The sequence below is a fragment of the Streptococcus sp. Marseille-Q5855 genome, assembly GCF_946901985.1.
In the GTDB taxonomy this organism is placed as follows: domain Bacteria; phylum Bacillota; class Bacilli; order Lactobacillales; family Streptococcaceae; genus Streptococcus.
The window spans coordinates 215,202-240,503 of record NZ_CAMPPR010000006.1 but is presented as its reverse complement, the minus strand read 5'-3'; the positions used below and the strand labels follow the sequence as shown (position 1 = coordinate 240,503).

Annotated in this window: 20 protein-coding genes and 1 other RNA gene; 19 read left to right on the top strand and 2 right to left on the bottom strand. The window is 40.5% G+C overall.

The features are described from left to right. Positions 1-59 precede the first annotated feature (59 nt). Both glf and OC529_RS07615 read left to right on the top strand, forming a co-directional pair. Entirely contained in the window at positions 60-1,160 is a 1,101-nt protein-coding gene (gene glf / locus OC529_RS07620) for a UDP-galactopyranose mutase (RefSeq protein ID WP_112444343.1), read from the top strand. A gap of 234 nt (positions 1,161-1,394) precedes the next feature. Beyond that, positions 1,395-3,374, top strand: a complete 1,980-nt coding sequence (locus OC529_RS07615; RefSeq protein WP_112444345.1) for a peptide ABC transporter substrate-binding protein — start codon at positions 1,395-1,397, stop codon at positions 3,372-3,374. 141 nt (positions 3,375-3,515) lie between these two features. On the opposite strand, the gene pbp1a is transcribed toward OC529_RS07615, so the two are convergent. Further along, positions 3,516-5,711, bottom strand: a complete 2,196-nt coding sequence (gene pbp1a, locus OC529_RS07610) for a penicillin-binding protein PBP1A (RefSeq protein WP_112444348.1) — start codon at positions 5,709-5,711, stop codon at positions 3,516-3,518. Beyond that, positions 5,708-6,304: a Holliday junction resolvase RecU gene (gene recU, locus OC529_RS07605; RefSeq protein ID WP_000248774.1), complete on the bottom strand. Its 597-nt coding sequence runs from the start codon at positions 6,302-6,304 to the stop codon at positions 5,708-5,710. Before recU ends, pbp1a begins: the two co-directional genes overlap by 4 nt. Positions 6,305-6,370: 66 nt before the next feature. Between recU and OC529_RS07600 the strand changes: the two genes are divergently transcribed. The 17 genes from OC529_RS07600 to OC529_RS11830 all read left to right on the top strand — a co-directional run bounded on the left by OC529_RS07600 (position 6,371) and on the right by OC529_RS11830 (position 25,294). Further along, positions 6,371-6,898: a DUF1273 domain-containing protein gene (locus tag OC529_RS07600; RefSeq protein WP_112444350.1), complete on the top strand. Its 528-nt coding sequence runs from the start codon at positions 6,371-6,373 to the stop codon at positions 6,896-6,898. Positions 6,899-6,967: 69 nt separating this feature from the next. Then, positions 6,968-7,309, top strand: a complete 342-nt coding sequence (gene gpsB / locus OC529_RS07595; protein WP_000146532.1) for a cell division regulator GpsB — start codon at positions 6,968-6,970, stop codon at positions 7,307-7,309. A 20-nt stretch (positions 7,310-7,329) separates the two neighbouring features. After that, positions 7,330-7,711, top strand: an RNA gene (rnpB, locus tag OC529_RS07590) — RNase P RNA component class B. Between the two features lie 84 nt (positions 7,712-7,795). Further along, complete coding sequence (locus OC529_RS07585; RefSeq protein WP_262081877.1) at positions 7,796-8,953, top strand: class I SAM-dependent RNA methyltransferase; 1,158 nt, start codon at positions 7,796-7,798, stop codon at positions 8,951-8,953. Between the two features lie 12 nt (positions 8,954-8,965). After that, positions 8,966-10,378, top strand: coding sequence for a mid-cell-anchored protein MapZ (gene mapZ, locus OC529_RS07580; protein WP_262081876.1), 1,413 nt, complete (start codon positions 8,966-8,968; stop codon positions 10,376-10,378). Positions 10,379-10,453: 75 nt separating this feature from the next. Then, on the top strand, positions 10,454-11,878 hold the full coding sequence (gene gndA, locus OC529_RS07575; protein WP_050389763.1) for an NADP-dependent phosphogluconate dehydrogenase: 1,425 nt from the start codon (positions 10,454-10,456) through the stop codon (positions 11,876-11,878). Positions 11,879-11,889: 11 nt separating this feature from the next. Further along, positions 11,890-12,579, top strand: a complete 690-nt coding sequence (locus OC529_RS07570) for a DNA-binding response regulator (RefSeq protein ID WP_262081874.1) — start codon at positions 11,890-11,892, stop codon at positions 12,577-12,579. Positions 12,580-12,678: 99 nt separating this feature from the next. Then, positions 12,679-13,767, top strand: a complete 1,089-nt coding sequence (gene cbpF, locus OC529_RS07565; protein ID WP_262081872.1) for a choline-binding protein CbpF — start codon at positions 12,679-12,681, stop codon at positions 13,765-13,767. Positions 13,768-14,130: 363 nt separating this feature from the next. Beyond that, complete coding sequence (locus OC529_RS07560) at positions 14,131-17,352, top strand: SHIRT domain-containing protein (protein ID WP_316043904.1); 3,222 nt, start codon at positions 14,131-14,133, stop codon at positions 17,350-17,352. Positions 17,353-17,526: 174 nt separating this feature from the next. Then, positions 17,527-18,405, top strand: a complete 879-nt coding sequence (gene mvk, locus OC529_RS07555) for a mevalonate kinase (protein ID WP_262081870.1) — start codon at positions 17,527-17,529, stop codon at positions 18,403-18,405. Continuing rightward, a complete protein-coding gene (mvaD, locus tag OC529_RS07550; RefSeq protein WP_262081869.1) occupies positions 18,387-19,340 on the top strand; it encodes a diphosphomevalonate decarboxylase in 954 nt (317 codons plus the stop codon). The genes mvk and mvaD overlap by 19 nt, the downstream gene beginning before the upstream one ends. Continuing rightward, entirely contained in the window at positions 19,327-20,334 is a 1,008-nt protein-coding gene (locus tag OC529_RS07545) for a phosphomevalonate kinase (RefSeq protein ID WP_262081868.1), read from the top strand. Before mvaD ends, OC529_RS07545 begins: the two co-directional genes overlap by 14 nt. Next, positions 20,318-21,328 (top strand): type 2 isopentenyl-diphosphate Delta-isomerase, encoded by a 1,011-nt coding sequence (fni, locus tag OC529_RS07540; protein ID WP_262081867.1) that lies wholly within the window; start codon positions 20,318-20,320, stop codon positions 21,326-21,328. The genes OC529_RS07545 and fni overlap by 17 nt, the downstream gene beginning before the upstream one ends. A gap of 76 nt (positions 21,329-21,404) precedes the next feature. Next, positions 21,405-22,103 (top strand): cell wall-active antibiotics response protein LiaF, encoded by a 699-nt coding sequence (gene liaF / locus OC529_RS07535; protein ID WP_262081866.1) that lies wholly within the window; start codon positions 21,405-21,407, stop codon positions 22,101-22,103. Beyond that, positions 22,100-23,098, top strand: a complete 999-nt coding sequence (locus tag OC529_RS07530) for a sensor histidine kinase (protein ID WP_262081865.1) — start codon at positions 22,100-22,102, stop codon at positions 23,096-23,098. The genes liaF and OC529_RS07530 overlap by 4 nt, the downstream gene beginning before the upstream one ends. 9 nt (positions 23,099-23,107) lie before the next feature. Then, entirely contained in the window at positions 23,108-23,740 is a 633-nt protein-coding gene (locus OC529_RS07525) for a response regulator (protein WP_262081864.1), read from the top strand. Positions 23,741-23,959: 219 nt separating this feature from the next. After that, positions 23,960-25,294, top strand: a complete 1,335-nt coding sequence (locus OC529_RS11830; RefSeq protein WP_000750731.1) for a trypsin-like peptidase domain-containing protein — start codon at positions 23,960-23,962, stop codon at positions 25,292-25,294. The last annotated feature ends 8 nt before the right edge of the window (positions 25,295-25,302 follow it).

Here is a 25,302-nt window from a genome sequence, read left to right as displayed (position 1 = left end):
AAGATCCTCTCTTTTACTATAGTTAAGGAGATGTAAAGATAAGTGATAAGGAAGAGACTATGTACGACTATCTAATCGTTGGTGCTGGTTTGTCGGGAGCAATTTTTGCTTATGAAGCAACCAAGCGTGGAAAAAAAGTAAAAGTTATTGATAAACGTGACCACATTGGTGGAAATATCTACTGTGAGAATGTAGAAGGGGTTAATGTTCATAAATATGGTGCCCATATCTTTCATACTTCTAATAAAAAAGTTTGGGATTATGTGAATCAATTTGCTGAATTTAACAACTACATCAACTCGCCTCTAGCTAATTACAAGGGTAGCCTTTATAATCTCCCTTTCAATATGAATACTTTCTATGCTATGTGGGGGACAAAAAAACCTCAAGAAGTCAAAAATAAGATTGCTGAGCAAACGGCTCATATGAAGGACGTTGAACCGAAAAACTTGGAAGAACAGGCTATCAAGTTAATCGGTCCAGATATTTATGAAAAGTTGATTAAAGGCTACACTGAAAAGCAATGGGGACGTTCTGCGACTGACCTTCCACCCTTTATTATTAAACGTCTACCAGTTCGTTTGACTTTTGATAATAACTACTTTAATGACCGTTACCAAGGAATTCCAATCGGTGGCTATAATGTCATTATCGAAAATATGCTCAAGGATGTGGAAGTAGAACTTGGTCTTGATTTTTTTGCCAATCGTCAGGAATTAGAAGCTTCTGCTGAAAAGGTTGTCTTCACAGGGATGATTGACCAATACTTTGATTATAAACATGGTGAGTTAGAATACCGTAGTCTTCGTTTTGAGCATGAAGTTCTTGATGAAGAAAACTATCAAGGAAATGCTGTTGTCAACTATACAGAACGAGAAATTCCTTATACTCGCATTATTGAGCATAAACACTTTGAGTATGGTACACAAGCTAAAACGGTCATTACTCGTGAATACCCAGCTGATTGGAAACGTGGAGATGAACCTTATTATCCAATCAATGATGAGAGAAACAATGCTATATTTGCCAAATATCAGGAAGAAGCGGCAACAAATGATAAGGTTATTTTCTGTGGTCGTTTAGCAGATTATAAATACTATGACATGCATGTGGTCATTGAACGGGCTTTGGAAGTGGTCGAGGAAGAGTTGGGACAATAATGCAAGGATTCCGTTATTTTAGAATCTTTGCTACTTAAGATTTTTAGAAGTAAGGTCAACAAGATTCTTTTCTGCTTATCAGAAGAGAACCTATGTTGGCTTTTTTAGCATAAATGAACAATTTTATTTTTCAGAATATATCAAATATAACAAATAACTCTTAAAATTCAGAAAATTCTATTGACAGGACTTGAAAAAGAGTCTATAATGAATAAAAAAACAAAGGAGAATACTATGAAAACAAGAAAAGTATTGGCTCTTGCGGGAGTAACCTTATTAGCAGCTGGTGTTTTAGCTGCTTGTTCTGGGGGTTCAGGCGCTCAAGGTGAAAAGACCTTTGCATTTACCTACGAGACACATCCAGATAATCTCAACTATTTGACAACTGGTAAGGCAGCAACTTCTGAGATTACTAGTAATGTGATCGATGGACTACTTGAAAATGATAAATACGGGAACCTTGTTCCTTCATTGGCAGAAGACTGGTCAGTCTCTAAGGATGGCTTGACTTATACTTATAAGATTCGTCAGGATGCCAAGTGGTATACATCTGAGGGAGAAGAGTACGCTCCTGTTAAGGCTCAGGACTTTGTAACAGGACTTAAATATGCAACAGATAAGAAAGCAGAAGCCCTTTACTTGGTACAGGATTCAATCAAAGGTCTGGATGCCTATGCCAAAGGTGAAATCACAGACTTCGCTCAAGTCGGGATTAAAGCCCTTGACGACCAAACAATCCAATACACCTTGAACAAACCTGAAACTTTTTGGAACTCAAAAACAACCATGGGTGTGCTTGCGCCAGTCAATGAAGAGTTTTTGAACTCAAAAGGGGATGATTTTGCCAAAGCTACGGATCCAAGTAGTCTCTTGTATAACGGCCCTTATTTGTTGAAATCCATTGTGACTAAATCCTCTGTTGAATTTGCGAAAAATCCGAACTACTGGGATAAGGACAATGTGCATATTGACAAGGTCAAATTGTCATTCTGGGATGGGCAAGATACCAGCAAACCAGCAGAAAACTTTAAAGATGGTAGCCTTACAGCAGCTCGTCTTTATCCAACAAGTGCAAGTTTCGCAGAGCTTGAGAAGAGTATGAAAGACAATATCGTCTATACGCAACAAGACTCTACGACTTATCTAGTAGGGACAAATATTGACCGTCAATCTTATAAACACACATCTAAGACTAGCGAAGAACAAAAGACTTCAACTAAAAAGGCTCTCTTAAACAAGGATTTCCGTCAGGCTATTGCCTTTGGTTTTGACCGTACAGCCTATGCCTCTCAGTTGAATGGAGAAACTGGAGCAAGCAAAATCTTGCGTAATCTCTTTGTTCCACCAACATTTGTTCAAGCAGATGGGAAGAACTTTGGCGATATAGTCAAAGAAAAATTAGTGACTTATGGGGATGAATGGAAGGATGTCAATCTTGCAGATTCACAAGATGGTCTTTACAATCCAGAAAAAGCTAAAGCAGAATTTGCCAAAGCCAAATCAGCCCTACAAGCTGAGGGAGTACAATTCCCAATTCACCTAGATATGCCTGTTGACCAGACAGCAACTACAAAAGTTCAACGTGTCCAATCTATGAAACAATCCTTGGAAGCAACTTTAGGAACTGATAATGTCGTTATTGATATCCAACAATTGCAAAAAGATGAATTGCTTAATGTAACTCTATTTGCCGAAAATGCTGCTGGCGAAGACTGGGATTTATCAGATAATGTCGGTTGGGGTCCAGACTTTGCCGATCCATCAACCTACCTTGATATTATCAAACCTTCTGTAGGAGAAAGTACTAAAACATATTTAGGATTTGACTCAGGGGAAGATAATGTAGCTGCTAAAAAAGTAGGTCTATATGACTACGAAAAATTGGTTACTGAAGCTGGTGATGAGACTACAGATGTTGCTAAACGATATGATAAATACGCAGCAGCCCAAGCTTGGTTGACAGATAGTGCCTTGATCATCCCAACAACTTCTAAAACTGGTCGTCCAATCTTGTCTAAGATGGTACCATTTACAATACCATTTGCATTGTCAGGAAATAAAGGTACAAGTGACCCAGTCTTGTATAAATACCTTGAACTTCAAGACAAGGCAGTTACTGCAGATGAATATCAAAAAGCTCAAGAAAAATGGATGAAAGAAAAAGCAGAATCCAATAAAAAAGCGCAAGAAGAACTCGCAAAACATGTGAAATAAGATAAAAAGAAGTTAGTTGTAAGCTAACTTCTTTTGGTTTATTGAAAATGAGTTGAAACCTCTCTTCACTTTCAAAGATTATGAAGCTAATTTTTTTGTAGAAAAAATCCTGAGTTTTTATTCTCAGGATTTTCTTTCATCTCACTGTTGTGGTTGTTGAACTTGTGGATTTTGTGGCGTTGGTTGTACTGGTTGTGTCGGTTGACCAGCTTGACCAGCTTGTCCTTGGTTAGGATCAGTTGCTGGAGCATTATTGGGTTGTTGTCCAACCGTCGAACTTGCCTGTGTAGTTGTACTTTCAGCTGTTGTAGAGGAATTCTCTACTATTTGCGTTTGTTGTGAACTTTGTTGTGTAGTTTGATTATTCCAAGTATTTTTTGTACTATTTTTGAAGATAAATTCGCCATTTCGGAACAGGCCATCTGGCATCGTCCAATCTTCAGGTTGCTCATCTTCTGATAAATACGATATCATTGAGCGATAAACCTTGGCAGCAACTAGGAAACCATCTCCAACTATTGGAGTAAAACGGTTTGAGTATCCAGTCCATACAGCCATAGAATACTTAGGAGTATATCCTACAAACGATTCATCTGGAGCTACGTAACCAGTGTTTTTGACATATTTTTCGATTTCTTCATCAGTATAGTTAGAAGTACCAGTCTTACCAGCTTGTGGAAGCCATGGTAGGTAGGCACCACGTCCGATACCATAAACTAAGACTGTTTTCATCATTTCGGTCATCATATAGGCTGTAGTCTCTTTCATAGCTCGTGTACCGGCATCAGAAAATTCTTTTTCACTACCATCACTGAAGACTATTTTATTGATATACATTGGTTTATGGTAAATACCACCATTAGCAAAGGCTGCGTAGGCAACTGCCATTTTTTCACTACTTGCACCGTACTGTTTGTTGGATTCAGTTGTGTTACTTGAAATGGCGTTTGCATAATACATGCTTGGATAGTCGATACCAAGACCATTAAGGAAGGTTTTAGCTCTATCTAGACCGACCTTATTCAAAGTCTCAACGGCTGTGACATTTCGTGATTGTTGAAGAGCATACTGGATTGTAATGTTTCCAAAGTAGCCATGATCCCAGTTGTAGAGTGGAGTATCAGTGCCAGGATAGTTATAAGGAACATCATGTACAATAGACGCAGTAGAGTCATAGACTCCATATTCTAAAGCGGGAGCATAGTCAGTGATTGGTTTCATACTAGAACCCCAGTCACGATTGGTTTCAACGGCTTGGTTGATTCCGAAAGATACATTACTTGATTGGTGACGGGCACCTAACTGAGCAATGACTTTACCATTTGTTACATCCACGACCGTAGATGCGACTTGCAAATCATCGTCAGGGTAAGAGACGTATTGATCGGAGTTGTAGATATCCCACAGACGTTTTTGAGCCTCTTGGTCTACATTTGTGTAGACATCCATCCCAGTAGTTAGAAGGTTATAGCCAGTTTCTTGTTCGACTTGGTCGATTACTTCTTTGAGGTAGTTGTCCATATAGGCTGGATAACTATTGGCTGATTTCAAGCTCTGGAGACCATCAGTGATAGGAGTATTAATTGCTTTTTCATACTGTTCTGCACTGATATACTTCTGTCCCTTCATTTCTGAAAGTACCAAGTTACGACGCTCTAGAGCAGCTTCTGGATGGGAATATGGATCATATTGGTTTGGTGCTTGAGGCATTCCGGCTAGGAGTGCTAACTGTGGCAAGCTTAAATCCTTCAAGTCTTTTCCATAGTAATTTTCGGCTGCGGTTTGCATTCCATAGTTACCGTTAGACATGTAGACTTTGTTGATGTAGTAGGTCAGGATTTCTTGCTTGGTTGCTTTTTGCTCTAATTGAACGGCTAGCCAAGCTTCTTGGGCTTTACGTGACAAGGTTTGATCGGCAGTTGAAGTAGAGAAATAAGTTAATTTAATCAATTGCTGAGTCAAGGTTGAAGCCCCTTGGAGCCCTCCTTTCCCTTGGAGGTTTCTCAATGCCGCCCCCATGATACGGATGGTATCAATCCCCCTGTGGTCGAAGAAGCGATGGTCTTCGATAGAAACGATTGCCTTAACCAAATCTGTGGGAATATCATTAGCTTGGGCATTGACGCGGCGTTCAGAACCCAAGTCAGCAATGAGTTGATTTTTATTGTCGTAGATTTTACTAGAGGTTGTTGCAACTAGTTTACTCTCGGATAGGCTAGGAGCCTTGCTAACATAGTAGAAAAAAACTCCTCCGCCTAAGACAATGGCTGCGATAACCAAGCTTAAGAAGCTAATGCTCAGATACTTGATTAGGCGCAGAATCGTTGGTTTGTTCATCTTGTTTTACCACCTAATAAATGTTCTTTGATAACATTGAGATAAGGAATTTGAGGGAAGGCACCAGCCTTGATTTCATATCCATATTCTCGAATATATCCAAGTGGCATTGATTTTTGTCCCTTATCTTGATGATAGAAGCGAATCAAATCGAATGCCGGCAATAAGTAGGTTTCTTGCTGAGAAGAAAAGTGAAGAAGGACAAAGCAGATTCCTTGTTGGGCAAGGACTTGTTCCATATGCTGAATCTGATGTGGATGAAAATTTTTCATCGGAATCGCACGTTTTTGTTTTGTTTCCTTGGCTTCAAAGTCGATGTAATATCCATTATAAACGCCAGAATAGTCCGTCGTTGAAGCTTGTCGAAAATAGGCTTCAACAATCTTGGCACGACTTCGTTGTGGATAGTCCACTCGTACGATTTGAATAGGGGTTGGTTTCTTGTGTATAACAGCCAAGCCCTGAGACAAATAGTAGTCGTTGGTAGCATTGATCATCTTTTCAAAAGACATTCCTCGATTTGCGAAATTTTTGGGTTGAGAAAGAGATGGTTGTCTTTTTTGTGATGAAAGTTTATGTGGATAGTTGACCATAATTCTCCTTATTGGTACAATAACATCACTCTATTATACCATAAATTTGCACAGAAAGGGTTAAAAATGGCTACAGTTTTGGTTTTAGGCTATTCTGCTTTTGATTTGGGTTTGTTTTCTGACAAGGATCCTCGTCTTAAATTGATAAAAAAAGCAATACGTAAAGATTTAGAGGCTATGGCAGCAGATGGGGTGTCTTGGCTTGTATTTACAGGGACTTTGGGTTTTGAATATTGGGTTTTAGAGGTTGCTCAGGAGATGAAAACCGAGTACGGTTTCCAGTTGGCGACCATTTTTGCTTTTGAAACCCATGGGGAAAATTGGAATGAAGGCAATCAGATGAAACTGAGTCGTTTTAAGCAGGTAGACTTTGTCAAATATGCTTATCCTCGCTATGAGCACAAGGGGCAGTTAAGAGATTACCAGCAGTTTTTGCTGGAAAACACGACTAGTTCCTATCTTTTTTATGATGAAGAAAATGAAACGAAACTAGCTTATTTTTACCAAAAGATGAAAAATCAAGAGGACTATTTTATAAAGAGATTAACATTTGATCAATTAAATGAACTTGCTGAAAATTTTTCCGAAAATTGAAGCTTTGACCTTGATTTTTGTTTGCCTTTTTTTATATAATAATACTAGCAAGCGAGAATGGAGAGAGACATGGCAAGTATTATTTTTTCAGCAAAAGATATTTTTGAACAAGAGTTTGGACGTGAAGTACGAGGGTATAGTAAAGTAGAAGTTGATGAGTTTTTAGACGATGTCATCAAGGACTATGAAACCTATGCTGCCTTGGTCAAGTCACTTCGTCAGGAAATTGCGGATTTGAAGGAAGAATTAACTCGTAAACCGCAAGTGAGTTCGGCTCCAAGTCCTAGTCACCCAGATCCAATTGATGTGGCTGCTTCATCTTCTATGACGAATTTTGATATTTTGAAACGCTTGAATCGTCTTGAAAAAGAAGTATTCGGTAAACAAATTTTAGACAATACTGATTTGTAATTCAGGTCTTGTTACATGCAATTTTTGGATAATCGCGTGAGGAGAATTGCTTCTCATGAGGAAAGTCCATGCTAGCACAGGCTGTGATGCCTGTAGTGTTTGTGCTAGGCGAAACCATAAGCCTAGGGACGAGAAATCGTTACGGCAGTTGAAATGGCTAAGTCCTTGGATAGGTCAGAGTAGGCTTGAAAGTGCCACAGTGACGGAGTCTTTCTGGAAACAGAGAGAGTGGAACGCGGTAAACCCCTCAAGCTAGCAACCCAAATTTTGGTCGGGGCATGGAGTACGCGGAAACGAACGTAGTATTCTGACTGCTATCAGCTGTAAGCTGTTAGTGGTAGACAGATGATTATCGAAGGAAGTGGTCCTAGTCACTTCTGGAACAAAACATGGCTTATAGAAAATTGCATATAGGTTGGGGCTGAGAAATTTTCTCAACCTCATTTTTTAAAGTGGACATATAGAAAGGTCTTGCAAGACTGTAACATGAAAAAAGAATTTAATTTAATTGCAACTGTAGCAGCAGGTCTTGAAGCTGTTGTGGGACGAGAAGTGCGAGAGTTGGGCTACGATTGTCAGGTTGAAAATGGTCGTGTTCGTTTTCAAGGAGACGTGAGAGCGATTATCGAAACCAACCTCTGGCTTCGCGCAGCAGATCGTATCAAAATCATCGTAGGAACGTTCCCAGCTAAGACTTTTGAAGAACTGTTTCAGGGAGTTTTTGCTTTAGATTGGGAACATTATTTACCACTCGGAGCTCGGTTCCCGATTGCCAAAGCTAAATGTGTTAAGTCCAAACTTCACAATGAGCCCAGTGTTCAGGCTATTTCTAAGAAAGCTGTTGTCAAGAAATTGCAGAAACACTACGCCCGCCCAGAAGGTGTTCCTTTGATGGAGAATGGCCCAGAGTTTAAGATTGAGGTCTCTATTCTCAAAGATGTGGCAACTGTCATGATTGATACGACAGGGTCTAGCCTCTTTAAACGTGGTTATCGTACCGAAAAAGGGGGAGCCCCTATCAAGGAAAACATGGCGGCAGCCATTTTACAACTTTCTAACTGGTATCCAGACAAGCCTTTGATTGATCCGACCTGTGGTTCGGGGACTTTCTGTATCGAGGCTGTCATGATTGCTCGAAAGATGGCACCAGGACTTCGTCGCTCTTTTGCCTTTGAGGAGTGGAACTGGGTCAGCGAACGCTTGATTCAGGAAGTGCGTACAGAAGCAGCTAAAAAAGTGGATCGTGAGCTGGAACTGGATATCATGGGCTGTGATATTGATGCTCGCATGGTGGAAATTGCTAAGGCCAATGCCCAGGCAGCTGGTGTTGCAGGAGATATTACTTTTAAGCAGATGCGCGTGCAGGATTTGCGTTCCGATAAAATCAATGGTGTGATTATTTCCAATCCGCCTTACGGGGAGCGTTTGTCAGATGATGCAGGGGTGACCAAGCTCTATGCTGAGATGGGGCAAGTATTTGCACCACTGAAAACTTGGAGCAAATTTATCCTGACTAGTGATGAAGCTTTTGAAAGCAAGTATGGTAGCCAAGCAGATAAGAAACGTAAGTTATACAACGGAACCTTGAAAGTGGACCTGTATCAATATTTTGGTCAGCGTGTCAAACGGCAAGAGGTAAAATAGAAAGGGATACTCATGAGTAAGAAAAGACGAAATCGTCATAAAAAAGAAGGTCAAGAACCGCAATTTGATTTTGATGAAGCAAAAGAGCTAACAGTTGGTCAAGCTATTCGTAAAAATGAGGAAGTGGAAGCAGGAGTCTTGCCTGAGGATTCCATTTTGGACAAGTATGTTAAACAACACAGAGATGAAATCGAAGCAGATAAGTTTGCGACTCGCCAATACAAAAAAGAGGAGTTAGTTGAAACTCAGAGTCTGGATGATTTAATTCAAGAGATGCGTGAGGCTGTAGAAGAGTCAGAAGCTTCTTCGGAGGAAGTTCCATCTTCTGAAGACATCTTACCACCCTTGCCTCTGGACGATGAGGGGCAAGGATTGGATCCTCTATTGCTAGAGGATGAAAATCCAACAGAAATGACTGAAGAAGTGGAAGAGGAGCAAAACCTTTCTCGTCTGGAACAAGAAGACTCAGAAAAGAAAAGCAAAAAAGGCTTTGTTTTAATCGCTTTGGCGCTTGTATCAGTAATTATCTGTGTCAGTGCTTATTATGTTTACCGTCAAGTGAATCGCTCAACACAGGAAATCCAAACTTCTCAATCAACTACAGCCAATCAATCGGATGTGGATGATTTTAATACACTTTATGACGCCTTCTACACAGACAGCAATAAAACGGCTTTGAAAAATAGCCAGTTTGATAAACTAAGTCAACTCAAGACCTTACTTGATAAGCTGGAAGGTAGTCGTGAACATACGCTTGCCAAATCTAAATATGATAGTCTAGCAACGCAAATCAAGGCCATTCAAGATGTCAATGCACAATTTGAAAAACCAGCTATTGTGGATGGTGTCTTGGATACCAATGCCAAAGCCAAATCGGATGCTAAATTTACAGATATTAAAACTGGAAATACGGAGCTTGATAAAGTGCTAGATAAGGCTATCAGCCTTGGTAAGAGCCAGCAAACAAGTACTTCTAGCTCTAGCTCAAGTTCAAGTCAAACTAGTAGCTCAAGTTCAAGTCAAGCAAGCTCAAATACGACTAGTGAGACAAGCCCAAGTAGTTCAAATGCTACCTCAAATGAGACTAGAAGTTCTCGTAGCGAAGTCAATATGGGCGTATCAAGTGCAGGGGTTGCTGTTCAAAGAAGTGCTAGTCGTGTTGCCTATAATCAGTCTGCTATTGATGATAGTAACAACTCTGCTTGGGATTTTGCGGATGGTGTCTTGGAACAAATTCTAGCGACTTCACGTTCACGTGGCTATATCACTGGAGACCAATATATCCTTGAACGTGTCAATATCGTTAACGGCAATGGTTATTACAACCTCTACAAGCCAGATGGAACCTATCTCTTTACCCTTAACTGTAAGACAGGCTACTTTGTCGGAAATGGCGCTGGTCATGCGGATGACTTGGACTACTAAGCAGTCGTTACAAAATTCTTTCTTTTCAAAAGTAAAAATGATAAAATAAAACAAATCAAACAAGAGGAGTGTCAAATGACAAAAGCTAACTTTGGTGTCGTAGGTATGGCCGTAATGGGTCGTAACCTTGCCCTTAATATTGAATCTCGTGGTTACACAGTTGCTATCTACAACCGTAGTAAAGAAAAAACGGAAGATGTAATTGCTTGCCATCCTGAAAAGAACTTTGTACCAAGCTATGACGTTGAAAGTTTTGTAAACTCAATCGAAAAACCTCGCCGTATCATGCTCATGGTTCAAGCTGGACCTGGTACAGATGCTACTATCCAAGCCCTTCTTCCACACCTTGACAAGGGTGATATCTTGATTGACGGTGGAAATACTTTCTACAAAGATACCATCCGTCGTAATGAAGAATTGGCAAACTCAGGTATCAACTTTATCGGTACTGGGGTTTCTGGTGGTGAAAAAGGTGCCCTTGAAGGTCCTTCTATCATGCCTGGTGGACAAAAAGAAGCCTACGAATTGGTTGCGGATGTTCTTGAAGAAATCTCAGCTAAAGCACCAGAAGATGGCAAACCATGTGTGACTTACATCGGGCCTGATGGAGCTGGTCACTATGTGAAAATGGTTCACAACGGTATCGAGTATGGTGATATGCAATTGATCGCAGAAAGCTATGACTTGATGCAACACTTGCTAGGCCTTTCTGCAGAAGACATGGCTGAAATCTTTACTGAGTGGAACAAGGGTGAATTGGACAGCTACTTGATCGAAATCACAGCTGATATCTTGAGCCGTAAAGACGATGAAGGTCAAGCTGGACCAATCGTAGACTACATCCTTGATGCTGCAGGTAACAAGGGAACTGGTAAATGGACTAGCCAATCATCACTTGACCTTGGTGTGCCATTGTCACTCATCACTGAGTCAGTATTTGCCCGTTACATCTCTACTTACAAAGAAGAACGCGTGCATGCTAGCAAGGTTCTTCCAAAACCAGCTGCCTTCAAATTTGAAGGAGACAAGGCTGAGTTGATTGAAAAGATCCGTCAAGCCCTTTACTTCTCAAAAATCATTTCATACGCACAAGGTTTTGCGCAATTGCGTGTAGCTTCTAAAGAAAACAACTGGAACTTGCCATTTGCAGACATCGCATCTATCTGGCGTGATGGCTGTATCATCCGTTCTCGTTTCTTGCAAAAGATTACAGATGCTTACAACCGTGATGCAGACCTTGCTAATCTTCTTTTGGATGAGTACTTCTTGGATGTTACTGCTAAGTACCAACAAGCAGTGCGTGACATCGTAGCTCTTGCTGTTCAAGCTGGTGTGCCAGTACCAACCTTCTCAGCAGCTATTACTTACTTTGATAGCTACCGTTCAGCTGACCTTCCAGCTAACTTGATCCAAGCGCAACGTGACTACTTTGGTGCCCACACTTACCAACGTAAAGACAAAGAAGGAATCTTCCACTACTCTTGGTATGACGAAAAATAAGTAGGTCTGCCATGGGGAAACGGATTTTATTACTTGAGAAAGAACGAAATCTAGCTCATTTTTTAAGTTTGGAACTCCAAAAAGAGCAATACCGAGTTGATCAGGTTGAGGAGGGGCAAAAAGCCCTCTCCACGGCTCTTCAGACAGACTATGACTTGATTTTATTGAATGCTCATCTGGGGGATATGACAGCCCAGGATTTTGCAGACAAGCTGAGTCGAACTAAGCCGGCTTCAGTCATCATGGTCTTGGACCATCGCGAAGAATTGCAAGATCAGATTGAGACAATCCAACGTTTTGCCGTTTCTTACATCTATAAGCCAGTTATTATTGAGAATCTGGTAGCTCGTATTTCAGCGATTTTCCGAGGTCGAGACTTCATCGACCAACACTGTAGTCAGATGAAGGTTCCAACGTCTTATCGCAATCTGCGTATGGATGTAGAACATCATACCGTTTATCGTGGCGAGGAGATGATTGCTCTGACGCGTCGTGAGTATGACCTTTTGGCCACTCTTATGGGAAGCAAGAAAGTTTTGACTCGTGAGCAGTTGTTGGAAAGCGTCTGGAAGTATGAAAGTGCGACAGAGACCAATATCGTGGATGTCTATATCCGTTATCTACGTAGCAAGCTTGATGTAAAAGGTCAAAAAAGCTACATTAAAACAGTACGTGGTGTTGGTTACACCATGCAAGAATAGAAAAGCAGTTGCAGTTATGTAACTGCTTTTTATATGAGTTCTTTATATGTTGACATGCGATTTTGTATTTGCTACAATCAGTTATGGAGGATAGGTCTAATGAAAATAATAAAAAAATTGATGCAAATTGCATTAGCAGTTTTTTTCTTTAGCTTACTGGCAACAAGTGCAGTATTGGCGGATGATGCTGATTCAGAAGGCTGGCAATTTGTCCAAGAAAATGGTAGAACCTACTACAAGAAGGGGGAACTCAAAGAAACCTACTGGCGAGTGATTGATGGAAAATACTATTATTTTGATCCTTTATCCGGAGAGATGGTTGTCGGCTGGCAATATATACCTGCTCCACACGAAGGGGTTACGATTGGTTCTTCTATAAGGCAAGATATTGCTTTTAGACCAGATTGGTTTTACTTTGGTCAAGATGGGGTCCTACAAGAATTTGTTGGTAAGCAAGTTTTAGAAGCAAGAACAGCTACAAATGTCAACAAGCATCATGGGGAACAATATAATAGTCCAGCAGAGAAACGAGTCTATTATTTTGAAGATCAACGTAGTTATCACACCTTAAAAACTGGTTGGGTTTATGATGAGGGGCACTGGTATTATTTACTGAAGGATGGTGGCTTTGATTCTCGCATCAACAGATTGACTGTTGGGGAGCTAGCACGTGGTTGGGCTAAGGATTTTCCTCTTACATATGATGAAGAGAAGCTTAAAGCGGCTCCATGGTACTATCTGGATCCAACAAGTGCTGCAATGCAAACTGGTTGGCAATATCTAGGCAATAAGTGGTACTACCTCCGTTCATCAGGTTCCATGGCAACTGGTTGGTATCAAGAAGGCTCAACTTGGTACTATTTAGATGCTGAAAATGGTGATATGAAAACGGGTTGGCAAAACCTTGGTAACAAGTGGTACTATCTCCGTTCATCAGGTTCCATGGCAACTGGCTGGTATCAGGAAGGTTCGACTTGGTATTATTTAGACGAGTCAAATGGTGATATGAAAACGGGTTGGCAAAACCTTGGTAACAAGTGGTACTATCTCCGTTCATCAGGAGCCATGGTCACTGGCTGGTTCCAGGTCAATGGCAAATGGTACTATGCTTACATCTCAGGTGCTTTGGCAGTGAATACGACCGTAGATGGCTATTCTGTCAACTATAATGGCGAATGGGTTCGATAAATAATGGTAGTATTTTGTAATTTGAGATAAATTTTAAGTAAGAGTGCAGCTTCACGAAGTGATACTGGATAAAAAGTTTTTAAAATCAGAAAACCGCATATTATCAGGCGTCAAAAAATTGGCAAAACCTTGATAATATGCGGTTTATTGTGGAAAGATTTACTTATTTACTTATTTTTAACAAAATTGAGTTTTTGCCCAGTTTTACATGACATGTTTTAGAAAAAGGTATATAATGTTAGTGTAATATCAAGTGTTTTTTTGAAAGCATCACAACAATTACAATTTTAGGCTTAAAAATCGAACCTTCTTTAAATACTTAAATATTTAAGGGGGGTATAAGTACCCATTTGTAAAAAAGAAATGAGGTTGAAAATGAACTTTAAGTCAAGAAAATGTGAAGAAAACGGGAAAAAAGTTTTACGCTATTCTATTAGAAAACATCATTTGGGAGTAGCTAGTGTAGCAGTAGCTTCGGTGTTGTTTTTTGCAACTGGTGTGGCGACTGTTCAAGCGGATGGACCAGGAGTAGGCGAACTAGTATCAGGCACACCAGCCCCACCAAGTACACTAGGTTCAGCAAGTTCAGCAAGTACAACAAGCACACTAGGCACTTCTGGTGCTAATACTGGTGACACAGAAATAGAAAATACAAATACAAATACAGCTGCATCAACAGAAAATGGGCCTATTAAGCCAGAAGATAATGTTGAAGCAAGAAATAATAATGAGAAACCTAGAGGGCTTGAAAGAGCAACAGAACCAGCAAATTATGATGGTAAAGTAAGTCTTATTGGTCAATGGACAAGTGAATCACACGAAAAAAAAGATACTGAAAATACATATAAGAATGCTACAGATAAATTAGGGAGTCCCTTATCTAATCCAGGTCTTTTCCGTGGCGCTGCAAAAACTTTTCTTGGTTGGTCTGATATGCCGCCAGTAAATGGGAAAATTGCAGATGGTGCAAGACTGTTCTCGGCAGAAGACACTATAGCTACAGCCTTTCCGAATGGCTTGTCAGCTGATTCTAAGCTATATGGTGTTTATGCCAGTCTAAATGACCAAGATACACCTTTCCCTGCTGATAAATTTTCTATGGGATTTGCGATTATAGGTGGAATGAATAAATTTGCCATTAATGATAATAAGGTTCATATTGATACGAATGTAGAATCAGAAGAAGTATTACCTAATACTAATTTAAATAAAGAAACAAAAGACAAAGAAAAAAATACCCGCCGTATCATTGATGAGTATAAACCGGACAATAATGATACTACAAAAGTGAATGAAGTGGTTTTAAAAGCTGAGTTTGAAATGGATAAAACTACAGCGATGACTGTGTATAGAAATCCTCATGTAGGATATGTTGGTCCGGTTTTATCCAACACATACAAGGATAATAACTTTAAATTAGATGAAAAGAAAAAAACTTACACCTATGTAGACTTAAATGTGAATTTAGACAAAGATTTAGTTGTTCCGGAAAAATTATATGCAGAGTTTAATGGTTACTCATGGAGACCATTGTATGCTCTTGGAATTAAGGAAGATGGAACGAAGGAAATCCTAAATGTGTATTCAAAAGAAGGGACAGCCTTAGGAAATACAAAAGATAGCTTTAATTCAATCGTTAGTAATACGGACCCTAGAGTCACATTTGGTGTTGAAACTAAAGGTAACCATAATATAACATTTAGAATGATTCTTAGATCTTTAAACGGATATGATAGTAATAGACCGGAAAATGAACGAAATGAGCGTATAGCTGAGAGTGTAGTAAAACCGGATGAAGGTAAGTCTATTGCTGAAACAATTATGCGCAATATGATACTTCGATCTCTTACATCAACAGAACTTAAAGCCTTGTTCCCTAATAAGAGTGATGAAGAAATCAATCAGATGGTTGTTCGTATTAATCAAGATAAAGCCAAAGAGTTAGCAGATACAAATGGAAATACAGTACTAAAAGTAACAGGTTCTGTTGAGGGTAATGTTCATCCAAGTGCAGGTAGAATCGGTAGTGGCTGGTTAAGCCTGGATTCAGCTACAAATTTACCTATTAACAAAGTAGAAGCTAACGTTTTAGAACTAGGTTATGTTACATTTTATAATGTATCCTACCGATTCCAAAGTGGAACAGAGGGAAAAGTATTACCAGCAGTAATCGAAAACTATAAGCCAAAAGATACAGCTACTTACGAAAATGAAGCGAATGTAACACCAACACAACCGACAACTACAGAGTATATAGATGCAGAAAACGATGGAAAATGGGTCTTCAAAGGTTATGATGAAGCTAAAAAACAAGTAAACAAAGCAGATGTGGAGTTCATTGGAACATGGGTATTCGAATCTAATAAATACGGTGTAACATACAAATTCGTTAGTGGAACAGAAGGTAAAGCATTACCAGCAGCAATAGAAGGCTATAAACCAACAGACCAAAACCGTTATGTAGATAAAGCAAATGTAGTTGCGACTCAACCGACAAAAACAGAGTACGTAGATGCAGAAAATGATGGAAAATGGGTATTCAAGAGCTACGATGCTGAAAATAAACAAGTAAATAAAGCAGATGTAGCGTTTGTAGGAACATGGGTATTCGTGGCTAATAAATACGGTGTAACCTATAAATTTGAAAGTGGGACACCAGGTAAGACATTACCAGCAGCAATCGAAAACTATAAACCCACAGACCAAAACCGTTATGTAGATAAATCAAATGTAACAACAATTCAACCAACAAAAACAGAGTATGTTGATACAGCAAATGATGGAAAATGGGTATTCAAGAGCTACGATGCTGAAAATAAACAAGTAAATAAAGCAGATGTAGAGTTTGTAGGAACATGGGTATTCGTGGCTAATAAATACGGTGTAACATATAAATTTGAAAGTGGGACACCAGGTAAGACATTGCCAGCAGCAATAGAAGGCTATAAACCAACAGACCAAAACTGTTATGTAGATAAATCAAATGTAACAACAATTCAACCAACAAGTACAGAGTACGTTGATACAGAAAATGATGGAAAATGGGTATTCAAGAGCTACGATGCTGAAAATAAACAAGTAAATAAAGCAGATGTAGAGTTTGTAGGAACATGGGTATTCGTGGCTAACGCACCGACTCCTAAGCCAGAACCGAAACCAGAGCCTAAGCCTGGACCTAAGCCAGAGCCTAAGCCAGAGCCTAAGCCAGACCCAAAACCGGAGCCTGAGCCAGAGCCAAAACCAGAGCCAAAACCAGAGCCTAAGCCGGAACCTAAGCCAGACCCAAAACCGGAGCCTAAGCCAGAGCCTAAGCCGGAACCGAAACCAGAGCCTAAGCCTGAACCAAAACCGGAGCCTAAGCCAGAACCGAAACCAGAGCCTAAGCCGGAACCGAAACCAGAACCGCAACCAACACCAACTCCTACCTCAATTTCTTCAGAAGATTGGAATCAAGGAAGTACTGAAGTGCACAAGCAGGATGAACTACCTCAGACAGGTAGTCAACGAGATGAATGGTTGGTAGCTCTAGGTGGCTTATCTCTCCTAGGTGCTTTGACGGTATTTCCTAAAAAACGAGAAGAATAGGATATGCTAGAAATCGTTTAAATAATAAAATGATGGAAATATATCCCTATAATGAAAGAGGCGATTGTGAAGGAAACAATCGCTTTTTTTGTGAAAATATAATAAAATAGATAGGAGAGAAGCAATACTTGTATGAAAAAATGAGACGGCTTTTTCGTCTAGTAAAAGGAAAAAATGACAAAAAAAATTGGTGTCGGTCAGGCACATAGTAAGATTATCTTAATAGGGGAGCATGCGGTCGTTTACGGTTATCCTGCCATTTCCCTGCCTCTTTTGGAGGTGGAGGTGACTTGTAAGGTAGTTCCTGCAGAGAGACCTTGGCGTCTCTATGAGGAGGATACCTTGTCTATGGCGGTGTATGCTTCTCTGGAGTATTTGGATATCAAGGAAGCCTGCATTCGTTGTGAGATTGACTCGGCTATCCCTGAAAAACGAGGGATGGGTTCGTCAGCTGCTATCAGCATAGCGGCCATTCGTGCGGTATTTGACTACTATCAAGCCGACCTGCCTCATGATGTATTAGAAATCTTGGTCAATCGGGCTGAGATGATTGCCCATATGAATCCTAGTGGTTTGGATGCCAAGACCTGTCTCAGTGACCAGCCTATTCGATTTATTAAGAATGTAGGATTTACAGAACTTGAGATGGATTTATCTGCCTATTTGGTCATTGCCGATACGGGCGTTTATGGTCATACTCGTGAAGCCATTCAAGTAGTTCAAAATAAGGGCAAGGATGCCCTACCGTTTTTGCATGCCTTGGGAGAATTGACCCGGCAGGCAGAGGATGCGATTTCACGAAAAGATGCTGAAGGACTAGGGCAAATCCTCAGTCAAGCACATTTACATTTAAGAGAAATTGGTGTTAGTAGCCCAGAGGCGGATTCTCTAGTTGAAACTGCTCTTAGTCATGGTGCTCTGGGGGCTAAGATGAGCGGTGGTGGGCTTGGAGGCTGTATCATAGCCTTGGCAGACAATTTGACACACGCACAAGAACTAGCAGAAAGATTAGAAGAGAAAGGAGCTGTTCAGACATGGATAGAGAGCCTGTAACAGTACGTTCCTACGCAAATATTGCTATTATCAAATATTGGGGAAAGAAAAAAGAAAAAGAGATGGTGCCTGCTACTAGCAGTATTTCTCTGACTTTGGAAAATATGTACACAGAGACGACTTTGTCACCTCTACCAGCCCATGCGACAACTGATGCCTTTTATATCAATGGTCAGCTACAAAATGAGGCGGAGCATGCTAAGATGAGTAAGATTATTGACCGTTATCGTCCAGATGGTGAGGGCTTTGTTCGTATTGATACTCAAAACAATATGCCCACTGCAGCGGGTCTGTCCTCAAGTTCTAGTGGTTTGTCCGCCCTGGTCAAAGCTTGTAATGCTTATTTTCAGCTTGGATTGACTCGGAGCCAGTTGGCACAGGAGGCTAAGTTTGCCTCAGGATCTTCCTCTCGGAGTTTTTATGGACCATTAGGTGCCTGGGACAAGGATAGCGGAGAGATTTACCCGGTAGAGACAGACCTGAAACTAGCTATGATTATGTTGGTGCTAGAGGACAAGAAAAAACCAATCTCTAGCCGTGACGGGATGAAACTCTGTGTGGAAACTTCGACGACTTTTGGAGACTGGGTGCGTCAGTCTGAGAAGGACTATCAGGATATGCTGATTTATCTCAAGGAAAATGACTTTGCTAAGGTTGGGGAGTTAACGGAGGAAAATGCCCTGGCTATGCACGCTACGACCAAAACAGCATCACCAGCCTTTTCTTATCTGACGGATGCGTCTTATGAAGCCATGGACTTTGTCCGCCAGCTACGTGAGCAAGGGGAAGCCTGCTACTTTACCATGGATGCTGGTCCCAATGTCAAGGTCCTTTGTCAGGAGAAAGACTTGGAGCATTTATCAAAAATCTTCGGTCAACGTTATCGCTTGATTGTGTCAAAAACAAAGGATTTGAGTCAAGATGATTACTGTTAAAACTTGCGGAAAGCTCTATTGGGCAGGCGAATATGCTATTTTAGAGTCAGGACAGTTGGCCTTGATAAAGGATATTCCCATCTATATGAGGGCTGAGATTGCTTTTTCTGATAGTTACCGTATCTACTCAGATATGTTTGATTTCGCAGTAGATTTGACGCCAAATCCTGACTATAGCTTGATTCAAGAAACGATTGCTTTAGTGGAAAATTTCCTCGTTTATCGTGGACAAACCTTACGACCTTTTTCTTTGGAAATCCGAGGGAAAATGGAACGAGAAGGGAAAAAGTTTGGTCTGGGTTCTAGCGGTAGCGTCGTTGTCTTGGTTATCAAGGCTTTGCTTGCTCTATATGATCTTTCGGTTGATCAGGAGCTCTTGTTCAAGCTGGCTAGCGCTGTCTTGCTCAAGCGCGGAGACAATGGTTCTATGGGAGACCTTGCCTGTATTGTAGCAGAGGAATTGGTTCTCTACCAGTCATTTGATCGCCAGAAGGTTGCTGCTTGGTTGGAAGAAGAAAACTTGGCGACAGTTTTGGAGCGTGAGTGGGGCTTTTCTATCTCACAAGTGAAACCTACCCTAGAATGTGATTTCCTAGTGGGATGGACCAAGGAAGTAGCTGTGTCTAGTAACATGGTTCAGCAAATCAAGCAAAATATCAATCAGAATTTTTTAAGTTCCTCAAAAGAAACGGTGGCTTCTTTGGTAGAAGCCTTGGAGCAGGGGAATGCAGAAAAAATCATTGAGCAGGTGGAAACAGCCAGCCAGCTTTTAGAAGAATTGAGTACAGATATTTACACGCCTTCGCTTAGACAGTTGAAAGAAGCCAGTCAAGATTTGCAGGCTGTTGCTAAGAGTAGCGGCGCTGGTGGTGGTGATTGTGGTATTGCCTTGAGTTTTGATGAGCAATCAACTGAAACCCTAAAAAACCGTTGGGTCAATCTGGGGATTGAGCTCTTATACCAAGAAAGGATAGGACATGACGACAAATCGTAAGGATGAGCACATCCGCTATGCCCTTGAGCAGAAAAGTTCCTATAATAGCTTTGATGAGGTGGAGTTGATTCATGCTTCCTTGCCTCTTTACGATCTGGATGAAATCGATCTGTCGACAGAGTTTGCTGGTCGAAAGTGGGATTTTCCTTTTTATATCAATGCCATGACAGGTGGGAGTGAAAAAGGTAAAGAAATCAATCAAAAACTAGCTCAGGTGGCGGACGCCTGTGGGATTTTGTTTGTGACGGGATCTTATAGCGCAGCCCTCAAAGATTCAACAGATGACTCTTTTTCTGTTAAGTCTAGTCATCCAAATCTCCTTATTGGAACCAATATTGGATTGGATAAGTCTGTCGAGTTAGGACTTCAGACTGTAGAAGAGATGGATCCCCTTCTCCTACAAGTGCATGTCAATGTTATGCAGGAATTACTCATGCCAGAGGGAGAAAGGAAGTTCAGAAGCTGGCAATCGAATCTAGCAGACTATAGTAAACAAATCCCTGTTCCAATTGTCCTAAAGGAAGTCGGCTTTGGAATGGATGCCAAGACCATCGAAAGAGCCTATGAACTAGGTGTTCGTACAGTGGACCTGTCAGGCCGTGGTGGCACCAGCTTTGCCTATATTGAAAACCGTCGCAGTGGTCAGCGTGATTACCTCAATCAATGGGGCCAGTCTACCATGCAAGCCCTTCTCAATGCCCAAGACAGGAAAGACAAGGTCGAACTCTTGGTCAGTGGAGGCGTTCGCAATCCGCTGGATATGATTAAGTGCTTGGTCTTTGGCGCAAAGGCTGTAGGGCTGTCACGAACCGTTCTGGAATTGATTGAAAGCTACACAGTCGAAGAAGTGATTGGCATTGTCCAAGACTGGAAAGACGATCTGCGTTTGATTATGTGTGCTCTTAATTGTGCTACCATAGCAGATCTGCAAAAAGTAGACTATCTTCTTTATGGAAAATTAAAAGAAGCAAAAGATCAGATGAAAAAGGCGTAATCACCGCCTTTTTTCCATCTTCAGACCGAGGTGGCTTTTTTGAAGTGTGATAAAATAGAAGAGAGAGGATGAACCTATGAGAAAATTTAAAATCTTTTTATTTATCGAAGCCTGTCTTTTGACGGGAGCTCTGATTTTGATGGTTTCAGAGCATTTTTCACGTTTTCTGCTGATTTTATTCCTCTTTTTGCTTTTAATTCGCTATTACACTGGTAAAGAGGGAAATAATCTTCTTTTAGTGGTGGCAACCATTCTCTTCTTTTTTATCGTCATGCTCAATCCTTTTGTGATTCTAGCTATTTTTGTTGCGGTTATATACAGTCTCTTTCTTCTTTACCCGATGATGAATCAGGAAAAAGAGCAGACCAATTTGGTTTTTGAAGAGGTGGTAACGGTTAAGAAGGAGAAAAATCGTTGGTTTGGAAATCTCCATCATTTTTCAAGTTACCAGACTTGCCAGTTTGATGATATCAATCTCTTTCGTCTCATGGGTAGGGACACTATTCATCTGGAGAGGGTCATCCTAACCAATCACGACAATGTCATTATCCTCAGAAAGATGGTAGGAACGACTAAAATCATTGTACCTGTAGATGTAGAAGTCAGTCTCAGTGTTAACTGTCTCTATGGGGATTTGACTTTTTTCAATCAGCCCAAGAGAGCCCTCCGCAATGAACACTATCATCAGGAAACGAAAGACTATCTCAAGAGTAACAAGAGTGTCAAGATTTTCTTGACTACTATGATTGGGGATGTGGAGGTGGTCAGAGGATGAAAAAACAAGCCTATGTAATCATTGCTCTCACCTCCATCCTGTTTGTCTTATTTCTGTCCCACAGCTTGCTGGAAATCCTTGACTTTGACTGGTCTATTTTCTTGCATGATGTTGAAAAAACAGAAAAATTTGTCTTTTTGTTGTTGGTATTCAGCATGTCCATGACCTGTCTCTTAGCCCTGTTTTGGCGAGGTATTGAAGAGCTTTCTCTAAGAAAAATGCAGGCTAATCTCAAGCGTTTGTTGGCAGGGCAAGAAGTGGTTCAGCTTGCAGATCCAGATTTGGATGCCAGTTTCAAGTCCTTGTCTGGCAAACTTAACCTTTTGACAGAAGCACTTCAAAAGGCTGAAAACCAGAGTCTTGCCCAGGAAGAGGAAATCATCGAGAAGGAACGAAAGCGGATTGCTCGGGATTTGCACGATACAGTCAGTCAGGAGTTGTTTGCGGCCCACATGATTTTATCAGGCGTCAGTCAGCAGGCTTTGAAATTGGATAGAGAAAAGATGCAGACCCAGTTGCAGAGTGTCACAGCTATTTTAGAAACAGCCCAGAAGGATTTGCGGGTCTTGCTCTTGCATTTGCGACCAGTTGAGCTGGAGCAGAAGAGTCTGGTTGAAGGAATTCAAATCCTTTTAAAAGAGCTTGAGGACAAGAGTGATCTCAAGGTTGCTTTCAAGCAAAATGTGACGAAATTACCCAAGAAAATCGAGGAGCATATCTTCCGTATTCTGCAAGAATTGATCAGCAATACCCTCCGCCATGCCCAGGCATCTTGTCTGGATGTCTATCTCTATCAGACGGATTTTGAATTGCAACTGAAGGTGGTGGACAATGGGATTGGTTTCCAGTTAGGGAGCTTAGACGACTTGAGTTATGGACTGCGAAATATCAAAGAGAGGGTTGAAGATATGGCTGGAACAGTTCAACTCTTGACAGCTCCCAAGCAAGGGCTGGCAGTTGATATCCGTATTCCCTTGTTAGATAAGGAACTATAAGGAATAAAGATGAAAATTTTACTAGTAGATGACCATGAAATGGTTCGATTGGGCTTGAAAAGCTACTTTGACCTCCAAGACGATGTAGAAGTTGTGGGCGAGGCTGCAAATGGGTCTCAAGGTATTGACTTGGCATTGGAATTGCGTCCAGATGTTATTGTCATGGATATTGTCATGCCTGAGATGAATGGGATTGACGCGACCTTAGCCATCCTCAAAGAATGGCCTGAAGCCAAAATATTAATTGTGACCTCTTACTTGGACAATGAAAAAATCATGCCTGTCTTAAATGCTGGTGCTAGGGGCTATATGCTTAAGACTTCTAGTGCAGATGAATTGCTCCATGCTGTCCGCAAGGTAGCTGCTGGGGAGTTAGCCATTGAGCAAGAGGTCAGCAAGAAGGTCGAATACCACCGAAATCACATGGAACTTCATGAGGACCTAACTGCGCGTGAGCGAGATGTTCTCCAACTCATCGCCAAGGGCTATGAAAATCAGCGCATCGCTGATGAACTTTTTATCTCTCTTAAGACGGTCAAGACCCATGTGTCCAATATCCTTGCTAAGCTTGAGGTCAGTGATCGCACTCAGGCAGCAGTCTATGCCTTTCAGCACCACTTGGTGGGGCGGGAAGATTTTTAATTGTTATATAAGAATAATATTGAGGAAATGATTGAGTTGAGTACCAAAGAAGTGAGCAAGTACCTCTAGCATGGTTGAAAAGCGCAGTCATTACTTGAAAAAAGTCGCTCGTTTATGTCATAATAGAGGATATTTAAAGAAGGCGGTAGATTTCTTGATTCTATAGTAGATTGAGAAATTTAGAATGGTATGCTATAATTACATTAGGAGGATAGAATAATGAAGAAAACTTTTTATAAAAAATTGGGTATTTCAATTATTGCGAGTACTTTATTGGCTAGCCAGTTATCGACAGTATCTGCTTTGACTGTTATTTCTAGTACAGGTGAAGAATATGAGGTAAGTGAGACATTACAGAAAAGTCCAGGAACTAATAATTTGTCACTTCCTGAGATTTCGCCAACTTATGGTCAATATTATACAAATCAGTCAGAAGTCATTATTGGCAAAAATGATTTAGTTAAAGTAAAAAATACTTTACAATATCCTTACTCTACATCAGCTTATGTAAAAGCAACATTCAAAATTAAAAATGCCGATTCAGTAGAAATAGGTACAGGTAGAGGAAGTGCTTCCTTTATCAAAGACAATGTTTTGATTACAGCAGCTCATGTCGTTTATGACCGTGAATCCAAAACAGAAGCGACTGAAGTAGAGATTATGCCTGCGGCTACTCCAGATAGTAATCCATTTGGTGAAATAAAAGTCAAAGAAGTTCGTTATTTAAAAGAATTTCGAAATACTGCTCCAAATGAGCTTACTACCTATGACTTAGCAGTTTTAATTTTGGAAGAACCGATTGGTGCTCAATTGGGGACGTTAGGACTTCCCAATAATTTAGAAAATACTAAAAATCTAGATGTAACAGTTACGGGATATTCTGCTGTTAATAAGGGTATTAAGCAGATGTATACTGATACAAAAACGATACTTCAAGATACAAATGATTTTTTATTCTACCAAATAGATACAAAGGGTGGTGCTAGCGGTTCAGCAGTGTATGATTCTAATAATAGGATTGTTGGAGTTCATACTAATGGGAGTGACCCTGAACAAATGAATTATGCTGTTAAGTTAAATGAGAAAGCTCTATCTTTCATCTACTCTGTTATTAAAGGGCATTCTATTGATGGATGGAAGTTGATTAGTGATACTTGGTATTATTATAAGAATAGTAATAAACAAACGGGTTGGCAAAAGATAAATGATACATGGTACTATCTAGATGCTTCAGGTAAGATGCTTACAGATTGGCAAAAAGTAAACGGAAAATGGTATTATTTTGGCTCCTCTGGTTCTATGGCAACAAGTTGGAAATATGTAGGAGGAAGATGGTATTATTTCGATAAGACCAATGGTGATATGAAGACTGGTTGGTATAAAGATGGCTCAACATGGTACTATCTAGATCCTACTAATGGAGACATGAAAAAAGGTTGGATAAAAGTAGGAGGAAACTGGTATTATCTCAATTCCTCTGGAGCAATGGTTACAGGTAGCCAAACTATCGATGGTAAAGTGTATAATTTCGCCTCATCTGGTGAGTGGATTTAATATTGGAG

Bases quoted from the DNA above. Each gene is read 5' to 3' on its own strand.
- OC529_RS11830 (WP_000750731.1), top strand. From the start codon at position 23,960: ATGAAGAAAACTTTTTATAAAAAATTGGGTATTTCAATTATTGCGAGT.
- mvk (WP_262081870.1), top strand. From the start codon at position 17,527: ATGACAAAAAAAATTGGTGTCGGTCAGGCACATAGTAAGATTATCTTA.
- glf (WP_112444343.1), top strand. From the start codon at position 60: ATGTACGACTATCTAATCGTTGGTGCTGGTTTGTCGGGAGCAATTTTT.
- gpsB (WP_000146532.1), top strand. From the start codon at position 6,968: ATGGCAAGTATTATTTTTTCAGCAAAAGATATTTTTGAACAAGAGTTT.
- pbp1a (WP_112444348.1), bottom strand. From the start codon at position 5,711: ATGAACAAACCAACGATTCTGCGCCTAATCAAGTATCTGAGCATTAGC.
- cbpF (WP_262081872.1), top strand. From the start codon at position 12,679: ATGAAAATAATAAAAAAATTGATGCAAATTGCATTAGCAGTTTTTTTC.
- fni (WP_262081867.1), top strand. From the start codon at position 20,318: ATGACGACAAATCGTAAGGATGAGCACATCCGCTATGCCCTTGAGCAG.
- gndA (WP_050389763.1), top strand. From the start codon at position 10,454: ATGACAAAAGCTAACTTTGGTGTCGTAGGTATGGCCGTAATGGGTCGT.
- OC529_RS07570 (WP_262081874.1), top strand. From the start codon at position 11,890: ATGGGGAAACGGATTTTATTACTTGAGAAAGAACGAAATCTAGCTCAT.
- recU (WP_000248774.1), bottom strand. From the start codon at position 6,304: ATGGTCAACTATCCACATAAACTTTCATCACAAAAAAGACAACCATCT.
- OC529_RS07560 (WP_316043904.1), top strand. From the start codon at position 14,131: ATGAGGTTGAAAATGAACTTTAAGTCAAGAAAATGTGAAGAAAACGGG.
- liaF (WP_262081866.1), top strand. From the start codon at position 21,405: ATGAGAAAATTTAAAATCTTTTTATTTATCGAAGCCTGTCTTTTGACG.
- OC529_RS07585 (WP_262081877.1), top strand. From the start codon at position 7,796: ATGAAAAAAGAATTTAATTTAATTGCAACTGTAGCAGCAGGTCTTGAA.
- mvaD (WP_262081869.1), top strand. From the start codon at position 18,387: ATGGATAGAGAGCCTGTAACAGTACGTTCCTACGCAAATATTGCTATT.
- OC529_RS07615 (WP_112444345.1), top strand. From the start codon at position 1,395: ATGAAAACAAGAAAAGTATTGGCTCTTGCGGGAGTAACCTTATTAGCA.
- mapZ (WP_262081876.1), top strand. From the start codon at position 8,966: ATGAGTAAGAAAAGACGAAATCGTCATAAAAAAGAAGGTCAAGAACCG.
- OC529_RS07600 (WP_112444350.1), top strand. From the start codon at position 6,371: ATGGCTACAGTTTTGGTTTTAGGCTATTCTGCTTTTGATTTGGGTTTG.
- OC529_RS07525 (WP_262081864.1), top strand. From the start codon at position 23,108: ATGAAAATTTTACTAGTAGATGACCATGAAATGGTTCGATTGGGCTTG.
- OC529_RS07530 (WP_262081865.1), top strand. From the start codon at position 22,100: ATGAAAAAACAAGCCTATGTAATCATTGCTCTCACCTCCATCCTGTTT.
- OC529_RS07545 (WP_262081868.1), top strand. From the start codon at position 19,327: ATGATTACTGTTAAAACTTGCGGAAAGCTCTATTGGGCAGGCGAATAT.